The sequence below is a fragment of the Shewanella morhuae genome (assembly GCF_900156405.1).
Lineage (GTDB): Bacteria > Pseudomonadota > Gammaproteobacteria > Enterobacterales > Shewanellaceae > Shewanella > Shewanella morhuae.
Genome location: NZ_FTNN01000005.1, coordinates 110,424 through 128,276 on the forward strand (window position 1 = coordinate 110,424; position 17,853 = coordinate 128,276).

Consider the following 17,853-nt stretch of genomic DNA (forward strand, 5'->3'; position numbering starts at 1 on the left):
GAAAGCGTCCCAATATACTCCAGTATTAATCCATTTCACCAAAACGGAATCGAGCTATGACCCAAGAGCGTGAAGCGCATATCGAACTCCCCGTGCTGCCACTGCGAGATGTGGTGGTCTATCCCCATATGGTAATTCCGTTATTTGTCGGACGAGAAAAATCTATTCGATGTCTCGAAACCGCAATGGCGCAGGATAAGCAAATTATTTTAGTGGCACAGCGTGATGCCGAGCTCGACGAACCATCAAAAGATGACATCTTCGAAGTGGGTACGGTGGCCTCTATTTTACAGTTACTTAAACTGCCAGATGGCACTGTGAAAGTACTGGTTGAAGGCGGCCGTCGTGCCCGTATTACCGCTTATACCCAAGAAACAGAGTTCTTTGTTGCCAAGGCTGAGTATCTGGAATCAGAGCCGCTAGAAGACAAAGAAGAAGAAGTGTTAGTGCGCAGTGCTATTGGTCAGTTTGAAGGTTATATCAAACTGAACAAAAAGATCCCGCTAGAAGTCTTGACCTCTTTATCGGGAATCGATGAAGCGGCGCGTCTGGCAGATACTATGGCTGCTCACATGCCGCTTAAGCTTGAAGATAAGCAATCTGTACTTGAGATGGTCAATGTCGGCGAGCGTCTAGAATATTTAATGGCGATGATGGAATCGGAAATCGATCTATTACAGGTTGAGAAACGTATCCGTACTCGTGTTAAAAAACAGATGGAAAAGAGCCAGCGCGAGTATTATCTCAACGAACAGATGAAAGCCATCCAAAAAGAACTGGGTGATTTAGACGAAGGTCATGACGAATTTGACGTCTTAAATCGTAAGATTGAAGACGCCAATATGCCAAGCGATGCCAAAGAAAAGGCCCTCGCCGAGCTGAACAAGTTACGTATGATGTCGCCTATGTCAGCTGAGGCTACTGTCGTACGCAGCTATGTCGATTGGATGACAGCCGTGCCTTGGAGCCAACGTTCTAAAATTAAGCGTGATTTAGCGAAAGCCAAAGAGGTGCTCGACTCCGATCATTTTGGCCTTGAAAAAGTTAAAGAACGTATCTTGGAATATTTGGCCGTACAAAGCCGAGTTCGCCAGCTTAAAGGGCCTATTCTGTGTTTAGTTGGGCCACCAGGTGTGGGTAAAACTTCGCTGGGGCAATCAATCGCTAAAGCGACGGGCCGTAAATATGTGCGTGTTGCTTTGGGCGGCGTGCGTGATGAAGCGGAAATCCGTGGTCATCGCCGTACTTATATTGGTTCTATGCCGGGTAAAGTCATTCAAAAAATGGCTAAAGTGGGCGTTAAAAACCCATTATTTTTGCTCGATGAAATCGATAAAATGAGTTCGGACATGCGTGGCGACCCAGCATCAGCACTATTAGAAGTGTTAGATCCTGAGCAAAACTCAACGTTTAACGATCATTATTTGGAAGTCGATTATGACTTATCCGATGTAATGTTCGTGGCAACGTCGAACTCGATGGATATTCCAGGGCCGCTACTTGACCGTATGGAAGTGATCCGTTTATCGGGTTACACCGAAGATGAAAAGCTGAATATCGCCAAACAACATTTGCTGAATAAGCAAATTGAGCGTAATGGCTTAAAAGCGAGTGAAATTCATGTGGATGATAGTGCGATAGTCGGCATCATCCGTTATTACACCCGTGAAGCTGGCGTGCGATCGCTTGAGCGTGAATTGTCTAAAATTTGCCGTAAAGTCGTGAAGATGATTTTGCTTGATAAGTCAGTTAAGTCTGTGACGGTTAATCAAGATAATCTTAAATCGTTCCTTGGCGTGCAGCGTTTTGATTATGGTAAAGCTGAGTCTAAAAACCAAATCGGTCAAGTGACAGGCTTAGCCTGGACACAAGTCGGCGGTGATTTACTGACGATTGAAGCAACATCGGTACCAGGTAAAGGCAAGTTAACTTATACCGGTTCTCTTGGTGATGTGATGCAAGAGTCGATTCAAGCGGCAATGACAGTCGTTCGTGCCCGTGCGGAACAATTAGGTATTAATGCTGATTTCTACGAGAAGCGTGATATTCACGTGCATGTGCCAGAAGGTGCTACGCCAAAAGATGGCCCATCTGCGGGTGCGGCTATGTGTACCGCTTTAGTATCAAGCCTAACGGGTAACCCAGTGCGTAGTGATGTAGCCATGACCGGTGAAATTACCTTACGGGGTGAAGTATTACCTATTGGTGGTTTAAAAGAGAAACTGCTGGCAGCTCACCGTGGCGGCATTAAGTTAGTATTGATTCCAAAGGAAAATGAGCGTGATTTGGAAGAAATTCCAGCCAATGTGATCGCTGATTTAGAAATTCGTCCTGTGCGTTGGGTCGATGAAGTACTGAAACTGGCACTAGAAAGACCGGTTGAAGGCTTCGAAGTGGTTAAAAACTTGGCATAACGCAAGAAATTGCGCTATCACGCTAAAAAAAGTGAAAAAAGGGCTTAACAAAGCGCAGACCTGTGGTAGCCTAGGTCTGTGGAGAGCCAGCTGCTCCAAGCCCTTGGCGCAACTGGCTTTGAGCTGTATCCAGTTTTAATTCTTTGGTTTTCGAACTCAGCTTGAACTTTGAATTCAAGCTTGTTATAAAAGCCTCCGCAGACCGCTCTAGACATGGATTTGGTTGCGGCGCAAAAAAAATTACATTCAAGGGGATGACATGAACAAATCTGAACTAATCGAGAAAATCGCATCTGGTGCTGACATTTCTAAAGCCGCTGCTGGCCGCGCACTGGATTCTTTTATCGCTGCTGTGACTGAAGGTCTGAAAGAAGGCGATAAAATTTCTCTTGTTGGTTTTGGTACTTTTGAAGTGCGTGAACGCGCTGAGCGTACTGGTCGCAACCCACAAACGGGTGAAGAGATCAAAATCGCAGCAGCTAAAATTCCAGCATTCAAAGCCGGTAAAGCACTGAAAGACGCTGTTAACTAATCATTAATATCGTAGCCTTTGTAAGGCGTTCGTAATTACAAGCACTGTTTATCAGTGCTTTTTACGAATTGAAAGTAATGGAATATGAAGCTTAGTTTCTACCATTACTCGGGGTGTTAGAATTTACCTGTGGTAGCGTCTGAACCATCCCCATAAATTACAGAAAGGCGCATCTCGAACTGATGCGCCTTTTTATTTTGTTAATCGCAACAAGCGAGAAATCTGATGTTAGAAAAGATCCGCGACGGTTCGCAAGGCGTGATTGCTAAAGGCATTCTCGTACTTGTGATTTTATCTTTTGCATTCGCAGGTGTCAGTAGCTACTTAGGCTCAACCACTGATGAACCCGCTGCAGAAGTTAATGGTGACATGATCACTAAAGCAGAGTTAGAACAAGCCTACCAGAGCGAGCGCTCTCGTATGGAGCAACAACTCGGTGAAATGTTTGCCGCATTATCGGCAGACGAAAGATACCTAGAAAGCATTAAACAAAGTGTATTAGAGCGCTTAGTTGCTGATAAATTAATTGACCAAGCGGCTAAAGCTATGGGTCTGCGCGTTTCTGACGAACAGATTATTAATGCAGTTAAAACTGAGCCGGCATTCCAAACGGATGGCAGATTTGATAATGATCGTTATCAAGCTATTTTGCGCCAGTTAGGTTATCAGCCTCAAGCTTTCAGAGATATGATGCGTGTCGATATGACCCGTCGTCAGTTAACTGCAGCGCTTATTGGCACTGAGTTTGTTTTACCTGGGGAAGCTAAGCAATTGGCAGAACTGCAAGGTCAAACTCGCGATGTGCGTTATTTGCTTGTAGATTCCGCACCTTTCTTCGCAACAGCAGTTGTCAGCGATGAACAAGTCAAAAATTATTACGATGCTAACCAAGGGCAGTTTATTAGCCCTGAAATGGTGAGCTTAGAATATGTTGAGTTAAATGCTACCGATTTTGCTAAAAATAGCCCAGTTTCAGATGATGAAGCACGAGCTTATTATGAAGAACATAAAGCGCAGTACGTCTCTAATGAAAAGCGTTTAGCAGCACATATTCTGGTCATGCCAGGTAGCGATGAAGTTGCGGCAAAAACTAAAGCAGAAGATATTGTTAAGCAATTAGATAACGGTGCTGATTTTGCTGCATTAGCTAAAGCAAATTCAGATGATACTCTGAGTGCTGAGCAGGGCGGCAAGCTGGATTGGTTTGAGCCTGGCGTAATGGAACCGTCTTTTGATGCGGCATTGTTCGCCTTAAATAAAGGTCAATATTCAGCAGTCGTTAAAACTGACTTTGGTTTCCACGTTATTAAGTTATTAGATGTGCAAGCCGGTGCCACTGTGCCATTTGATGATGTGAAAGCTAAAATTATTGCTCAACTGCAAGATAAAAAAGCAGTTGATCAGTTCTACAGTTTACAAAGCAAACTAGCTGATACTAGCTACGAAGTGCCAGATACACTATCTGAAACGGCTAAAGCTGTCGGCGTTGATATTAAGACAACAGCTCTGTTTTCTCGCGATAATGTTCCTGCTGCGCTAAACAAACCAGACTTAGTCAAAGCCGCTTTCTCTGAAACGGTAATGCTGAAAGGTTTAAACAGTGAAGTAATTGAGCTGGAGCCTAACCATGTTGTGGTTATCCGCGTAAAAGAGCACCACGATGCGGGTACAATGGCGTTAGCTGAAGTAAAAGACAGCATTGTTGAACGTTTAAAGCAAGAGCAAGCCAATGATGCCGCGCGCGCCAAAGCGCAAGAGTTGATGGCACAAGTAAAAGCCGGTGCAACTGATTTAGCATTTGTGTCTAAGGTTAAGCTCGCTCGTGATGCACAGGATGTTGATGCCGCAATTATAGGTAAGGCGTTCCAAATGCCAACGCCTAGTACAACTGCGGTTGTAGACATTGTTGGTTTAGCTAATGGCTATGCAGTCATTGCACTCGATAAAGTTAACGCAGCAGAAGGCGTTAGCGATGAGCTGGTTAATGCGCTTAAACAACGCTTGAACGCACAATACAGTGAAGCAGACTACCGTGGGCTGATTGATTCGTTAAAGGCTAACGCTAAGGTGCTTTACCCTGTAGCTGAGTAGTCCACAAGTATAAGGTGGCGGGGTAAACCTGCCATGCTACTGATAAATGTTAATTAAAAAGGCCAAGTAATTTTACTTGGCCTTTTTTGTTTTCTAATTCTTTTTATTTTTAAAAAAGGAGCTGTTTTATTTATCTATTAATATAAGAAGAGCCCATTACTCAGTACTAATGATTCGGGTTTAGTCGTCAACGCCTATCATCACGCTACTGGCTTTGATGAGTGCGTAGGCAGAATCACCCACTTTAAGGCCAAGGCGCTCACAGGATGCTTTAGTGACAACTGACGTTAATACTACGCCTGGTGCAAGCTCGATAGTTATTTCATTATTAACAGCGCCCATTTCGATGGATTTTATTGTGCCGCTGAGTGTGTTTCTTGCGCTAATTTTCATTATATTTCCTTATAGAGTATTTCAAACTAAGAGTATTAACATTCAATCAGTTCAGTGTCGCTTTGACGGATGGCTGTTTAGTTTATCTAATGCAGCATGTGTGAGCTTATCGACTGAAAAGCGCTGGACATGATAAATATTTTTTATAAATTAACAGAGATAGTATAACCATTTTAATCAGAGCGTTATAAATAAAAAACGCCACTTAAAAGTGGCGTTTATGTTTTGTGAACGATCTCTATTATCAGCGTTAATTAAAGCTCAATAACGTCAAACTCAACATAGGGGTTAACGTCGGCATCATAATCAATGCCTTCGATACCAAAGCCAAATAACTTAATGAATTCAGCTTTATATTCGCGGTAATCAGTCAGTTCTGATAGGTTTTCAGTGGTCACTTGTGGCCACAAATTACGGCAGTGCTGCTGAATATCTTCACGCAGTTCCCAGTCATCTAAGCGTAAACGATTGTCGCTGTCTGTTTCGGGTTTAGCGCCGTCAGCGCGGAATAGACGTTCGGTAAATAGACGATAAATTTGCTCCATACAGCCTTCATGCAGACCTTCTTGGCGCATCTTTTTGAATACCATAGCAATATATAATGGCATCACAGGGATAGCTGAACTTGCTTGAGTCACTACGCTTTTAAGCACTGCGACATTGGCACTGCCACCCGTGCGAGACAGTTGCTCATTTAAGGCTTTTGCCGCACGATCGAGATCCATCTTAGCCTTGCCAAGGGCGCCGTGCCAGTAGATAGGCCAAGTTAGTTCAGTACCAATGTAGCTATAAGCAACTGTTTTACAGTTATCGGCTAAAACACCTGCGTCAGATAAGGCTTTAATCCACAGTTCCCAATCTTCACCGCCCATTACCGTCACTGTATCGGCAATCTCTTGTTCAGTTGCAGGTTCTACAGTGGCTTCAATAATGCAGTCTTTATTGGTATCAACGGCAGTTGCGGTGTAAGTTTCGCCAATTGGTTTTAAAGCTGAGCGAATTAACTCACCAGAATCTGGCAGTTTACGTACAGGCGAGGCCAGTGAGTAAACGACCATATCGATTTCACCGAGATCTTGCTTAATTAACTCGATAACTTTTTGTTTTGCTTCGTGACTAAATGCATCGCCATTGACACTTTTAGAATATAAGCCTTCGGCTTTAGCAAACTTATCAAAAGCAGCAGTGTTGTACCAACCTGCAGTGCCGGGCTTGGTTTCAGTTCCCGGTTTTTCAAAGAACACACCAATGGTGGCTGCATCGCTACCGAATGCTGCTGCAATACGTGAAGATAGGCCATAACCGCTTGATGAACCCACTACTAATACCTTTTTAGGGCCATTAGCAATTTTACCTTTTGCTTTAGTAAAGGTGATTTGTTCTTTAACGTTTGCTTCACAACCAACTGGATGTGTAGTGGTACAAATGAATCCACGAATTTTTGGTTTGATAATCATGTTTAAGCTTCTTCTATCAAAATGACCAATAGGATAAATATATCGACGGGTAAATGGCACCTATTTTTAACCAATTCCCCTGATTAGTTAAGTGGTTGGAGCAGTTTAACGTTTGTGGACAAACACACTTTGCTCTTGAATCAACCTCTGGGTATATTCATGTTGAGGTGAGCTAAATATCTGTTCTGTCGATGCTTTCTCAACCATTATGCCTTTGTTGAGCACCATTATTTTATCGCTGACATGGCGAATAATATTGAGATTATGAGATACGAAGATATAGGACAAACCGAGATCTTTTTGTAATTTGAGCAGTAAATTCAAAATTTGCGAGCGTACTGAAAGGTCCAGAGCGGTTAATGCCTCGTCGGCAATAATGATTTTAGGATTTAACATTAAAGCTCGTGCAACCGCAACTCGTTGTTTTTGGCCTTCAGAAATCATATGCGGATAAAAATCGGCATGCTCGGGTAATAATCCCACTTTTTTTAAAGTATCAACTACTTGTGTATGACGTAAGTGCGATGATAATTGCGTATTAAACTTTAAGGGCTCATCGAGCAACTGCCCTATTGTTAGTCGCGGGTTAAGTGAGGTGTTAGGATCTTGGAAAATCATCCTAATTAAGCGGCATCTTTGTTTAAGATTGCGACTGTCTAGTGCCTCTCCTTCAAAAAATATTTCACCGCCGCTACGAGACTCCGCGCCAACTAAAATCCGTGCGAGTGTACTTTTACCCGAACCCGTTTCGCCGACAATCGCTAAGGTTTCACCGCGCTTTAACTCAAAGGAAATAGGGGCTAGTGCGTCCTTGTACTGACGCGAAAAGCCTTTGTAGCCCATATCGTATCTTTTATAAAGATCGTTAACTTTAAGCAGTGGAGTCGTCATTTGGAGTGTCACCGTGATAAGGGAAATGACAGGCAAAATAGCGGTCTTTTATATGACTTAACTTTGGCTGATAAACGCATTTTTTCTGTGCTTCAGGGCAACGAGGCCCTAAACGGCAACCAATAGGTAAATGCTGCAATGCAGGGGCTGAGCCCGGTAATGTCGGCATAATCGCTTTATGGCCAATAATACCTGAATAGCCGGGCATATTATCCAGTAATGCCTTGGTGTAGGGATGATAGGGCTGCTTGATTACATCATCTGTCGGCCCTGACTCCATCACTTGGCCACAATAGAGCACTGATAAGTGATCGCACCATTGAGCCAAGGTTTCAAGCTCATGGCTTATTAATAAAATAGATACGTTTTGTAACTGATTTAATTGCGATAATAATCTGAATATTTGTGCTTGAGTACTGAGCTCCATTGAGCTTGTTGGTTCGTCAGCAATTAAAAGGCGAGGTTGGTTAGCAACTGCCATGGCAATCATAACCTTTTGGCACTCACCTTCGGACAACTGCCATGCATAGCTAGACATGACTTGTTGAGGGTTTTTAATGCCCACTTTATGTAACCATTTTTGTGCCGTAAGCCGTGCATATTTACGCCGTTTCCAAAAGTAAATATTTGGATTTTTGGGCATTGCAGGCATTAATTGGCGGCCGATGGTTTGAGTGGGATCTAAACTACCCGAGGGATCTTGAAAAATCATCGCGATATCTGAGCCCATCAGATTGCGACGCTCTTTTGAACTCATCGCCATCAGGTTATTACCATCCCACATCATGCGGTCAGCGGTAATCGTCCAGCTAGGTCCCGGTATTCCCAAGATAGCCCTTGCTAATAAACTACGACCAGAACCAGACTCGCCGACTAGACCATGAATCTCACCGGCATTGAGGGTTAAGCTGACATTCTCAAGTGCCCGCACTCTGCCATGGGGAGTATCGAGCTCAATCGTTAGATTTCGTACGTCGAGTAAAGGCATAAGTTAGTTTCTGATGGGCGCGAGCGCCGACCGTAAGCCATCACCAACCAAGTTAATGGCCAGCACACTAAAGAGAATCGCTAAACCCGGAATGGTGACTGCCCAAGGCGCAGTTAATAGATTGTCCATGCCTTGTGCCACCATCGCGCCCCATTCAGGGCTTGGCGCTTGTGCGCCTAAGTTTAAAAAACCGAGGGCTGCAATGTCTAAAATTGCCGCTGAAATAGCTAGCGTCGTTTGAATAATAACGACTTCCCAGACGTTTGGCATGATCACATACCAAAAAACTTGCAGAGAATTCGCACCATCTAAACGCGCGGCAGTAACGTATTCTTTTTGTAGTTCTTCATGTACAGAATGATGAATTGATCGTACAAATTGCGGGGTTAACGCGATACCAACTGCCCAAAAAACGTTTTCTAACCCAGGCCCCATCACGGCGACCACTAAAATAGCCATTAATAATGATGGGATGGATAGAAGCGAATCGAGTAAATGGGCAAGAATACTGGATTTTAACCCGCGCATCATGCCCGATAACGAGCCGATAATAAATCCTATAATGAGTGCCGTGATGACGATTAATAACGCCATGCCAAAAGTAAGATGGGCACCGTATAGTAATCGACTAAAAATATCGCGACCAAGATCGTCAGTGCCTAAAAAATGCGTCACTGTACCTGAAGGATCCCAAGAGGGCGGTAATAGCAAAGCTCTAGGATCTTGAGTTTCTGGCGCAAAGGGCGCGATCATCGGGCCAAATAAGGTGAGTAAGAGCAATAATGAAATCGACCACAGGCCTGCTAACGCAAAGGGGTTGGCAGAAAATGTTATCCAAACTCGCTTTGCCGGAGAAGCAATACGGTCTTCTTGATAAACTTTAACGGGTTGCATAAAGGTCTTTTCTGCTCAGTGGATTAAAGACTGTGTGTAGTACTTCAATCAAGATACTTAGGAAGATGATCAGTAGGGCCACGGCCAGAATCCCTCCTTGGATAACGGTATAATCTCGTTGGTAAATACCTGAAACCAGCCAAGAGCCAACACCTGGCCAAGAGAAAATCATTTCAACGACAATAGCATAGCTGGCAAATGAACCCAGCATTAGGCCTAAATGTTTAAGTACAGGAATGAGCGCATTAGGCAAGGCGTGACGCAGTATGATAGTGCTAGTATGCATGCCTCGTGCTTCTGCAGCGCGAATATAAGTTTGATCCATCACATTCATCATGGCTGAGCGGGTGCTACGAACGACAACGGTAAAGGGTAAAACTGCTAGAGTCATCGCCGGTAAAATAATATGCAGCAGTGCATCTTTAAATGCAGACATACCGTATTCAGATTTTGATAGCAAAGTATCAACCAGCATAAAGCCAGTAATGGGCTTAATTTCATACAGTAGGTTGATTTGACCTGAAATGGGTAACCAACCCAAATCGACCCCAAACCACAGTGAAAGATATAATCCTAGCCAAAATACCGGGACAGAGTAGCCAGTTAAGGTGATGGCCATAATGGTATTTTGGGTGAGTTTATGCTGACTTTGAGAGGCCAAAACGCCTATAGGGACTCCGAGACAAATGGCGATAATTGCCGCCATAGTGGCTAATTCAAAAGAGGCAGGTAAAACAGAACGTAATTCTTCAGCGACTTGTTGGTGCGAAGTCACCGAAATGCCTAAATTGCCGCTGAGCCGCTGTTGCAGATAAGCGATAAATTGCCACCCAGAGTGCTTATCTAGCTTATAGTCTTGTTCGATTTGAATTAGCTGGCTAGTCGTAGGCGCATGGATCCCCGTTAGTGCATAGGTACGTTCAACTGGAAATAATCCAGTGGCATAAAATAAGACCCCGATCATCACTAATGAGGTCGCAAGGAACAAATTAAGGCGGCGTAATAGATATGCAAACATTAATTCGCCTCCGAGTGGACTTGGCTTGTGCGCGCGAAGGAGATCCCGCCAAAGGGGGTTACTTGCATATTACTGATATCATGTCGTGTTAAAATAACGCGTTTGGCGTGGGCAAAACTAAGCAGAGGGACTTGATCGGCTAAAAAAGCTTCAGCTTGTTGGTAAATGACTTTACGTTCGGCTTGATCAGCTATTTCTCTGGCGCTATCTAACAGAGCATCAAACTCTGGGTTACACCAACGAGACCGATTATTATTCGATTGCATGGCTGAACAGCTCAATATTGGCGTAAAGAAGTTATCTGGATCGCTGTTATCAGCATTCCAACCAATGAGTACAGAATCATATTCATCACGACTAAGCCTTTGAGTAAACACGCTCCAATCGTAACTGATGATATTAACTTTTACGCCTATATTGGCTAAATCTGACTGGATTAACTCAGCCGTTTTCATCGTATTAGGGTTATAAGCACGGGCGACAGGCATAGCCCAAATATCGATACTGAGATTGGCTACACCAGCTTCTTTCAGTAAATCACGCGCCTTTTGCGGATTATAATCATCAATTCTTTTATTGTTTTCATAAGCCCAAGAAGCCGGCGGCAGAACACCTGTAGCTTCGATGGCAGTATTTTGATAAACCGCTCGCAAGATATCTTGCTTATCAACAGCGTAGGCAAGGGCGCGGCGTACTCTGACGTCATTCAAAGGAGGTTTTTGTGTGTTAAAAGCCCAAAATGCCACATTGAGCCCTGGTTGAGATTCAATATTTAATTCTTCATGTTGTTTGATAACGGCTAGCTCACCGGCTTTAGGCAGGGCAGATACACTGCAGTCACCAGTAATGAGTTTAGCGAGTCGGGTGGTACTTTTTAGCGTGATATCAAATACTAGCATTTCAACGTTTGCGGGTTCTCCCCAATAATCAGGGTTACGTCGATAGCGAATATATTCATTTTTAGCGTATTGAACTAAGGTGAACGGACCCGTGCCAATCGCAAAATGGTCTACATTTTCTGGCTGGCCTAGCGCTAATTGTTGCTGTGCGTATTCATCGGACAAAATAATGGCAAAGTCAGTTGCTAGGTTTGATAGAAACGATGCATCTTTACGGTTTAAATAAAGCACCACTTCATGCTCGTTTATTTTTTCTATCTTTTTAACTTGTTCCGAAAAGCCAATACTTTGGAAAAAAGGATAACCAGTGCGGGAGACAAAATGGTAAGGGTGTTGAGCATCGATAATGCGATTAAAGGAGAACAACACATCATCGGCATTAAAGTAACGACTCGGGATAAAACGGCTTGAATGCTGAAACTGTACATTTTCTCTGAGGGTGAATCGATAGCTTAAACCATCATCGGACATGGCCCAACTCGTAGCTAAAGCAGGGACAAGTTTACCTGACTGAGTATCATAATCTATGAGTCGACTGTAAATCTGATGCGAGGTGGCATCAATTGTGGTGCCTGAGGTCACCAATTGTGGATTAAATGACTCAGGATTCCCTTCGGAGCAATATACCAAACCAGAAGGGAGTTGTTGAGGACTACACGCGACCAACAACCCACTCATGCAGATTACTGCAGTTGTTAGGCACCAGCGTCTAATTTGCATACTCATTTATAAATCATTATTTTATCGACTATGAATGCCCATTTTAGCAGTGCATCTCCCCCGTGGGCAATCTGCTTATGCTTTATCAAGTAAATTGTATTTTTTGAGGATACCACGTAGTTGGTGATAACTTAATCCGAGCATGTCTGCGGTCTTCTTTTGGTTGTATTGGCTGCTTGATAGTGCCTGTTGAATCAGGTCCATCTCATATTTCTCGGTTTGCTCTTTAAAGTCCAATGGAAAATTAAAGCTATTGGCTGGTGAACCTGAGAGGGTTTGGACTTCAACCTCAGCTATTGGTGTAGCTTGTGGCATATTTATCACTGTGGTGGGTGTAACTGAGGCTATTTGACGTTCGCGTGTTTTCATTCGCGTTTTAGGGCGATAGGGCGAAGCAAAAGGATCGAGGGTAATATGCTCAATAGGACTATTTTCACCGCCATTACGATACACGCTGCGCTCAACGACGTTTTTAAGCTCGCGGATGTTACCCGGCCAATCGTAGGTCATTAACTGCTCGATAGCATAGGGGCTAAAACCACTAAAAAGTTGTAGTTTTAATTGCCGCGCCATGCCGATAGCGAAGTATTCTGCCAGCGTCATAATATCTTCGGGACGACAACGCAGCGGCGGCAGCGTGATGACATCAAACGCGAGTCTATCTAACAAATCGGCACGAAATTCGCCTGCCTCAGCAAGTGATGGTAAATCTTCGTTGGCAGCGCAGATTAAACGAACATCGGCCTGTACGGTTTTACTGCCGCCTACTCGTTCAAATTCACCATATTCAATCACGCGCAGTAATTTTTCTTGGATAAGTCCAGAGGTGTTGGCGAGTTCGTCAAGGAATAACGTACCGCCGTCGGCGCGCTCAAACCGACCTTCGTGTTTACCTTTTGCGCCGGTAAAAGCGCCGGATTCGTGGCCAAATAATTCACTCTCGAGTAAATTCTCACTCAATGATGAACAGTTTAGCTTAATAAAACTTTGATCCCAGCGCTTAGATAGATAATGTAAGCGTTCAGCAATAAGCTCTTTACCTGTGCCACGTTCACCAATAATCAGCACGGGTTTAGACAGTGGTGCAAGTTGCGACACATGTTCTAGCACTTCGAGTAGGGCGTTAGATTGACCGATTAGGTTGTCTTGCTGAAATTTATTATCCACGGTATTTTTTAGTCTTTCACGCTACAATTTGGTGAAAATGATAATAGGTGGCTTGAAGCGTAAAAGGAAGTAAAAAGTTAAAATTTTGTTTAAGTGGCTGTATGCAATATTAAATTTAAAGTTGGCACGGTTAGTGTAATACCTTCTGCGAGACCAACATCAATTTGAGGATAAGATTATGGGAATTTTCTCTCGTTTCGCCGATATCATTAACTCTAATATCAGTGCATTGCTGGATAAAGCTGAAGACCCAGAAAAAATGGTTCGACTGATTATCCAAGAAATGGAAGATACACTCGTTGAAGTGCGTTCTACCTCAGCTAAAGTGTTAGCAGAGAAGAAAGAGCTGCAACGTCGTATCAACCGTGTGTTAGAGCAAGTGCAAGATTGGCAAGATAAGGCTGAACTGGCACTGTCGAAAGACCGTGAAGATTTAGCTAAAGCCGCTTTAGTTGAAAAGCAAAAAGCGACCGGTTTAGCTGACACGCTGAATCAAGAATTAGTCGTTATAGAGGAACATATTGCACGCTTGAAAGATGAAGTGGGCATGCTACAAGAAAAGCTGCTCGATGCTAAAGCGCGTCAAAAGACCATTATTTTGCGTACGCAAACCGCGTCATCACGCTTAGAAGTGAAAAAGCAGTTAGATTCAAGCAAGATTGACAACGCTATGCTTAAATTTGAGCAATATGAGCGTCGTGTCGAAGGTTTAGAAGCCCAAGTTGAATCCTATGATCTTGGCAGTAAAAAGACCTTAGCCGATGAGTTTGCTGCACTAGAAGCAGAAGATTCTGTGAATGCAGAACTGGCAGCACTAAAAGCCAAGATAAAAAGTAAAGCACCCACTACGTCAAAAGAATAACAATTCAGAGGTGAGTTATGGATATGGACATGCTAATGGCGCCGATTATTATTTTTATGGTGATAGTCGCGCCTATATGGTTAGTTCTTCATTATCGCAGTAAGCGACAAGTGAGCCAGGGACTCACAGAAGAAGAGTTTTCACAACTCAATGACTTGATATCTAAGGCCGATAAAATGGCGGCGCGTATCGAGACCTTAGAGGCCATTCTGGATACAGAATCGCCTGAATGGAGGGGGAAACATGAGAGGATCTAATGGCCGTACTTTGTACCGCATTCCCCAGTCAGGAAAAATAGCGGGTGTATGTGCTGGGATTGCTGATTACTTTGCGATAGAAACCTGGCTAGTACGAGTGTTAGCAGCGTCTATCTTCTTACTTGGGGGTTCAGGTGTTGTATTTATCATTTATGTCGCTTTGTGGGTGATTTTAGATATCAAGCCACAAAAGCATTACGATAGAGACGATATCGAGCTAAAGAAGAAGCCGTGGCAATCGGGAGAACCTGCCAAGCAAGCGCTGAGTGACGTGAATCGTCAATTTAGAAGTTTAGAAATCAGACTACAAAATTTAGAACGTCACGTCACCTCTGATAACTTTGATTTAAAAAGACAAATCAACAGTTTATAACCCTTTTAAAGGGCGGCTATGTCCGCCCTTGTTGTTTAATTTCTTTTTGATTCTAGTGTATAGTTAACATCATTCGACATAAGGGAAGTCTCTAATGGGAATGCTTGATGCTTCACTCCATAAATTAACCCAAAAGGGTCAATCTCTATTACATCGAACCGCAGACCGGCATTTACGCTTGGCTGTGACTGGGCTTTCTGGTGCAGGTAAAACTGCGTTTATTACTGGGTTAGTCAATCAGCTGCTCAATGCAGGCCCCGTGTCTACGTTACCCCATGCCCACAATAATAATGCGTTACCCCTGTGGAAAGTGAGCCGCGATCAGCGATTGCTCGGCGTAAAGCGTGCCATGCAGCCGGATCTTGAAATTGCCAGTTTTGATTATCAAGGCGCTATGTTAGCGCTTACTGCCAATCCTGCGACTTGGCCTGCTTCCACTCGTACCATTTCTGAATTGCGACTGGCGATTAAATACCAGCCCAAAAAAGGGTTACTGGCTAAGTTTTCTGATACCGCCACGCTCTATTTAGATATCGTTGATTACCCCGGTGAGTGGTTACTTGATTTACCTATGCTGCGCCAAGATTTTGTAACTTGGTGCAGTGCCCAGCAAGTGCGTATTGATAATCTTAAAAGTTCACCCTTATATGCCCAGTTTGAGCAATCTTTAAAGACATTGGATTTAGCGGCCAATGCCGACGAGCAGCAGTTAAAGCTGATTGCCGATCAATACCAGCAGTTACTCAATGATTTAGTGCATATGCAAGGCTATTACCAAGCGCAGCCTGGGCGTATGTTATTGCCGGGCGAATGGCAGGACGCGCCTTTATTAGCATTTTTCCCCTTGTTATTGATAACAAGTGAAGAGTTTACCAAGTTACAGCAAAGTCATAAGCACAGTGCTTTTCATGTGCTTGAAAAACGCTATCAAGAATATGTTGCTAAAGTTGTTAAACCTTTTTATAAACATCATTTTGCTGGTTTTGACCGGCAGTTAGTACTCGTTGACTGTTTTAGTGCGTTGAATCGCGGTAAAAAGCAATTTGAGGATATGGGCGCGGCGCTCAATGCCATTATGGAAAGCTTTCAGTTTGGTCAATCGAGTTATTTACGACGGTTATTTGCTCCGCGAATAGATCGCTTACTATTTGCTGCGAGCAAGGTTGACCATGTCACCCGCGATCAACAAAGCCATGTATTGTCGCTGTTAACCGATATGCTCAAACACAGCCAACATTTTGCCAGTTTCGATGGTTGCAAAGTAGAAACCATGGCGATTAGCGCTATCAAAGCGACTCGTCATGGCATGGTGAAAACACAAGAGGGTGAGGTCGAAGTGGTGCAGGGCATCGGACTTAACGGTAAACCTCTCACCTTGTTTCCCGGCGAAGTACCTACTCGCTTACCTGATCCTGATTTTTGGCGTAACCAAGGGTTTAACTTTATCGGCTTTGCACCGCCAAGTAATGCCAATGTCGACCCATCCCAAGTGCATTTTGAGCATATTCGACTTGATCATCTGCTGCAGTATTTATTAGGAGATAAGTTGGAATGACGTTAAAGCTATCGGATAAACCCAATGATCAAACCTCCAATTCCGCTGTAAACGCAGCAGGACAATTGATTGAGAATAAACCACTGAAAAAACAGCAGCTGTTTGACTCACAAAGCGTAGAACTTAACCCTACTAAAGAGGAACTCAAAGCAGCGAAAGCCTTTGAGCCCAATACACCAGTGCAAGACGTTACCGCCGATGTTGAGGCGTTAATGGACGAGACATTGTTAGCCCATCCTAAAATTATTGATGCTAAATCGGTATCGCCTCAACTGGTTAAATCGCGCCGTTGGTCTTGGCTCGCTCGTTTTGCGGCGTTGAGTCTATTGCTGCTCGTTGTGGTTCAAACAGGATTAGGGCTAAGGGATGCATGGCTTGAAAGCCCTTGGTTGTTTAGTTTTTATGCTGTAGTGCTTGGGGTCGTCAGTGCGTGGGCATTGGCGGGAGCTATCAGTGAGTACCGCAAACTTAAGCGACTAAAACATGTCGCAGATACTCAAGAAACGGGAGCAAGGTTAGCGCAGAGCATGCAAATGGGTGAAGCTGACAGTTTTATCGATAATATCGTTTGTCATTATGAAAACAGCCAAGGGCTACAGCAACTTCGCCGCTCATTAAAAGATGAGCATAATGATGCCGAGAAAGTCATGCTATTCGAAGATTTAGTGCTAACTGAGCGAGATGAACTGGCGAAAAAAGTGGTGCGAAGATATGCGGCAGAATCAGCCGTGTTGTTGGCCGCTAGCCCTTTAGCTGTGCTCGATATGGCGATTATCCTATGGCGTAATCAACGCATGCTGCGCGATGTAGCCCGCTGTTATGGTATTGAATTAGGCTATTGGAGCCGGATTAAACTTATCCGCAGTATCATTATTAATATTATCTATGCGGGGACGAGTGAGTTAGTCACCGATTTAGGCACACAGTTATTATCGGTTGAAATGACCGGTAAATTGTCAGCTCGCTTGGCTCAAGGCTTAGGCGGCGGCATGTTAACCGCACGCCTTGGGTATCAAGCGATGGCGCTGTGTCGTCCGATAGTGTTTAGGGAAGATCAAAGGCCTAAATTATCAAAAGTGCATCAGGAATTATTAATCGAGCTTAAGCAGTTTTCAGGCAAACTGTTTACCAAGGAAGGCCGCGATGCACTAAAAGGCCAATTTGCTGATGTAGATGACAAGGATTATCGACCGTCTAAAGAGTAAAAAATACTCTCTATCAAATAGAGCGTTAAACTGCCGGAAATGCGCTAATGGACTTGCTCCTTAGCGCATTTTTTATCGCTTATGGTGGAGATTTTTGCCCGTAAATAGCTATTAACACCAATCACATTAACTATCTA

At 43.8% G+C, this 17,853-nt stretch carries 16 protein-coding genes; 8 read left to right on the forward strand and 8 right to left on the reverse strand.

From position 1 onward, the window contains the following. Positions 1-56: 56 nt before the first annotated feature. The 3 genes from lon to BW947_RS07880 all read left to right on the forward strand — a co-directional run bounded on the left by lon (position 57) and on the right by BW947_RS07880 (position 5,037). A complete protein-coding gene (gene lon, locus BW947_RS07870; protein ID WP_076498192.1) occupies positions 57-2,414 on the forward strand; it encodes an endopeptidase La in 2,358 nt (785 codons plus the stop codon). Between the two features lie 259 nt (positions 2,415-2,673). Next, positions 2,674-2,946: a nucleoid-associated protein HU-beta gene (gene hupB / locus BW947_RS07875; protein WP_006081127.1), complete on the forward strand. Its 273-nt coding sequence runs from the start codon at positions 2,674-2,676 to the stop codon at positions 2,944-2,946. A gap of 225 nt (positions 2,947-3,171) precedes the next feature. Further along, positions 3,172-5,037: a SurA N-terminal domain-containing protein gene (locus tag BW947_RS07880; protein ID WP_076498194.1), complete on the forward strand. Its 1,866-nt coding sequence runs from the start codon at positions 3,172-3,174 to the stop codon at positions 5,035-5,037. A 180-nt stretch (positions 5,038-5,217) separates the two neighbouring features. Here the strand turns inward: BW947_RS07880 and BW947_RS07885 are convergent, their stop codons facing one another. From BW947_RS07885 to pspF, 8 genes are all read right to left on the reverse strand, one after another. After that, a complete protein-coding gene (locus BW947_RS07885) occupies positions 5,218-5,430 on the reverse strand; it encodes a TOBE domain-containing protein (RefSeq protein WP_076498195.1) in 213 nt (70 codons plus the stop codon). A gap of 254 nt (positions 5,431-5,684) precedes the next feature. Then, positions 5,685-6,887 (reverse strand): enoyl-ACP reductase FabV, encoded by a 1,203-nt coding sequence (gene fabV / locus BW947_RS07890; RefSeq protein WP_076498197.1) that lies wholly within the window; start codon positions 6,885-6,887, stop codon positions 5,685-5,687. A gap of 105 nt (positions 6,888-6,992) precedes the next feature. Then, positions 6,993-7,778, reverse strand: coding sequence for a peptide ABC transporter ATP-binding protein (locus BW947_RS07895; RefSeq protein ID WP_076498199.1), 786 nt, complete (start codon positions 7,776-7,778; stop codon positions 6,993-6,995). After that, the gene (locus BW947_RS07900) at positions 7,759-8,766 is read right to left on the reverse strand and encodes a peptide ABC transporter ATP-binding protein (protein ID WP_076498201.1); all 1,008 of its coding nucleotides are present in this window, start codon (positions 8,764-8,766) and stop codon (positions 7,759-7,761) included. The genes BW947_RS07895 and BW947_RS07900 overlap by 20 nt, the downstream gene beginning before the upstream one ends. A gap of 3 nt (positions 8,767-8,769) precedes the next feature. Beyond that, the gene (locus BW947_RS07905) at positions 8,770-9,660 is read right to left on the reverse strand and encodes an ABC transporter permease subunit (RefSeq protein WP_076498202.1); all 891 of its coding nucleotides are present in this window, start codon (positions 9,658-9,660) and stop codon (positions 8,770-8,772) included. Then, positions 9,647-10,678, reverse strand: a complete 1,032-nt coding sequence (locus BW947_RS07910) for an ABC transporter permease (RefSeq protein ID WP_076498204.1) — start codon at positions 10,676-10,678, stop codon at positions 9,647-9,649. The genes BW947_RS07905 and BW947_RS07910 overlap by 14 nt, the downstream gene beginning before the upstream one ends. Next, entirely contained in the window at positions 10,678-12,303 is a 1,626-nt protein-coding gene (locus tag BW947_RS07915) for an ABC transporter substrate-binding protein (protein ID WP_076498205.1), read from the reverse strand. The genes BW947_RS07910 and BW947_RS07915 overlap by 1 nt, the downstream gene beginning before the upstream one ends. Before the next feature lie 69 nt (positions 12,304-12,372). Then, complete coding sequence (pspF, locus tag BW947_RS07920) at positions 12,373-13,464, reverse strand: phage shock protein operon transcriptional activator (protein WP_076498207.1); 1,092 nt, start codon at positions 13,462-13,464, stop codon at positions 12,373-12,375. Positions 13,465-13,642: 178 nt separating this feature from the next. Between pspF and pspA the strand changes: the two genes are divergently transcribed. The 5 genes from pspA (at position 13,643) to BW947_RS07945 (ending at position 17,716) form a co-directional block, all read left to right on the forward strand. Continuing rightward, on the forward strand, positions 13,643-14,326 hold the full coding sequence (gene pspA, locus BW947_RS07925; RefSeq protein WP_076498208.1) for a phage shock protein PspA: 684 nt from the start codon (positions 13,643-13,645) through the stop codon (positions 14,324-14,326). Positions 14,327-14,343: 17 nt separating this feature from the next. Continuing rightward, entirely contained in the window at positions 14,344-14,583 is a 240-nt protein-coding gene (gene pspB, locus BW947_RS07930; protein ID WP_107882410.1) for an envelope stress response membrane protein PspB, read from the forward strand. Further along, positions 14,570-14,956, forward strand: a complete 387-nt coding sequence (pspC, locus tag BW947_RS07935; protein ID WP_076498210.1) for an envelope stress response membrane protein PspC — start codon at positions 14,570-14,572, stop codon at positions 14,954-14,956. Before pspB ends, pspC begins: the two co-directional genes overlap by 14 nt. 94 nt (positions 14,957-15,050) lie before the next feature. Further along, positions 15,051-16,511: a YcjX family GTP-binding protein gene (locus BW947_RS07940; protein ID WP_076498211.1), complete on the forward strand. Its 1,461-nt coding sequence runs from the start codon at positions 15,051-15,053 to the stop codon at positions 16,509-16,511. Continuing rightward, the gene (locus tag BW947_RS07945; RefSeq protein WP_076498213.1) at positions 16,508-17,716 is read left to right on the forward strand and encodes a TIGR01620 family protein; all 1,209 of its coding nucleotides are present in this window, start codon (positions 16,508-16,510) and stop codon (positions 17,714-17,716) included. The genes BW947_RS07940 and BW947_RS07945 overlap by 4 nt, the downstream gene beginning before the upstream one ends. Positions 17,717-17,853 lie beyond the last annotated feature (137 nt).

What these genes read in the sequence shown, in the direction of transcription:
- lon (WP_076498192.1), top strand. Translation starts at nt 57, where the DNA reads ATGACCCAAGAGCGTGAAGCGCATATCGAACTCCCCGTGCTGCCACTG.
- hupB (WP_006081127.1), top strand. Translation starts at nt 2,674, where the DNA reads ATGAACAAATCTGAACTAATCGAGAAAATCGCATCTGGTGCTGACATT.
- BW947_RS07880 (WP_076498194.1), top strand. Translation starts at nt 3,172, where the DNA reads ATGTTAGAAAAGATCCGCGACGGTTCGCAAGGCGTGATTGCTAAAGGC.
- BW947_RS07885 (WP_076498195.1), bottom strand. Translation starts at nt 5,430, where the DNA reads ATGAAAATTAGCGCAAGAAACACACTCAGCGGCACAATAAAATCCATC.
- fabV (WP_076498197.1), bottom strand. Translation starts at nt 6,887, where the DNA reads ATGATTATCAAACCAAAAATTCGTGGATTCATTTGTACCACTACACAT.
- BW947_RS07895 (WP_076498199.1), bottom strand. Translation starts at nt 7,778, where the DNA reads ATGACGACTCCACTGCTTAAAGTTAACGATCTTTATAAAAGATACGAT.
- BW947_RS07900 (WP_076498201.1), bottom strand. Translation starts at nt 8,766, where the DNA reads ATGCCTTTACTCGACGTACGAAATCTAACGATTGAGCTCGATACTCCC.
- BW947_RS07905 (WP_076498202.1), bottom strand. Translation starts at nt 9,660, where the DNA reads ATGCAACCCGTTAAAGTTTATCAAGAAGACCGTATTGCTTCTCCGGCA.
- BW947_RS07910 (WP_076498204.1), bottom strand. Translation starts at nt 10,678, where the DNA reads ATGTTTGCATATCTATTACGCCGCCTTAATTTGTTCCTTGCGACCTCA.
- BW947_RS07915 (WP_076498205.1), bottom strand. Translation starts at nt 12,303, where the DNA reads ATGAGTATGCAAATTAGACGCTGGTGCCTAACAACTGCAGTAATCTGC.
- pspA (WP_076498208.1), top strand. Translation starts at nt 13,643, where the DNA reads ATGGGAATTTTCTCTCGTTTCGCCGATATCATTAACTCTAATATCAGT.
- pspB (WP_107882410.1), top strand. Translation starts at nt 14,344, where the DNA reads ATGGATATGGACATGCTAATGGCGCCGATTATTATTTTTATGGTGATA.
- pspC (WP_076498210.1), top strand. Translation starts at nt 14,570, where the DNA reads ATGAGAGGATCTAATGGCCGTACTTTGTACCGCATTCCCCAGTCAGGA.
- BW947_RS07940 (WP_076498211.1), top strand. Translation starts at nt 15,051, where the DNA reads ATGGGAATGCTTGATGCTTCACTCCATAAATTAACCCAAAAGGGTCAA.
- BW947_RS07945 (WP_076498213.1), top strand. Translation starts at nt 16,508, where the DNA reads ATGACGTTAAAGCTATCGGATAAACCCAATGATCAAACCTCCAATTCC.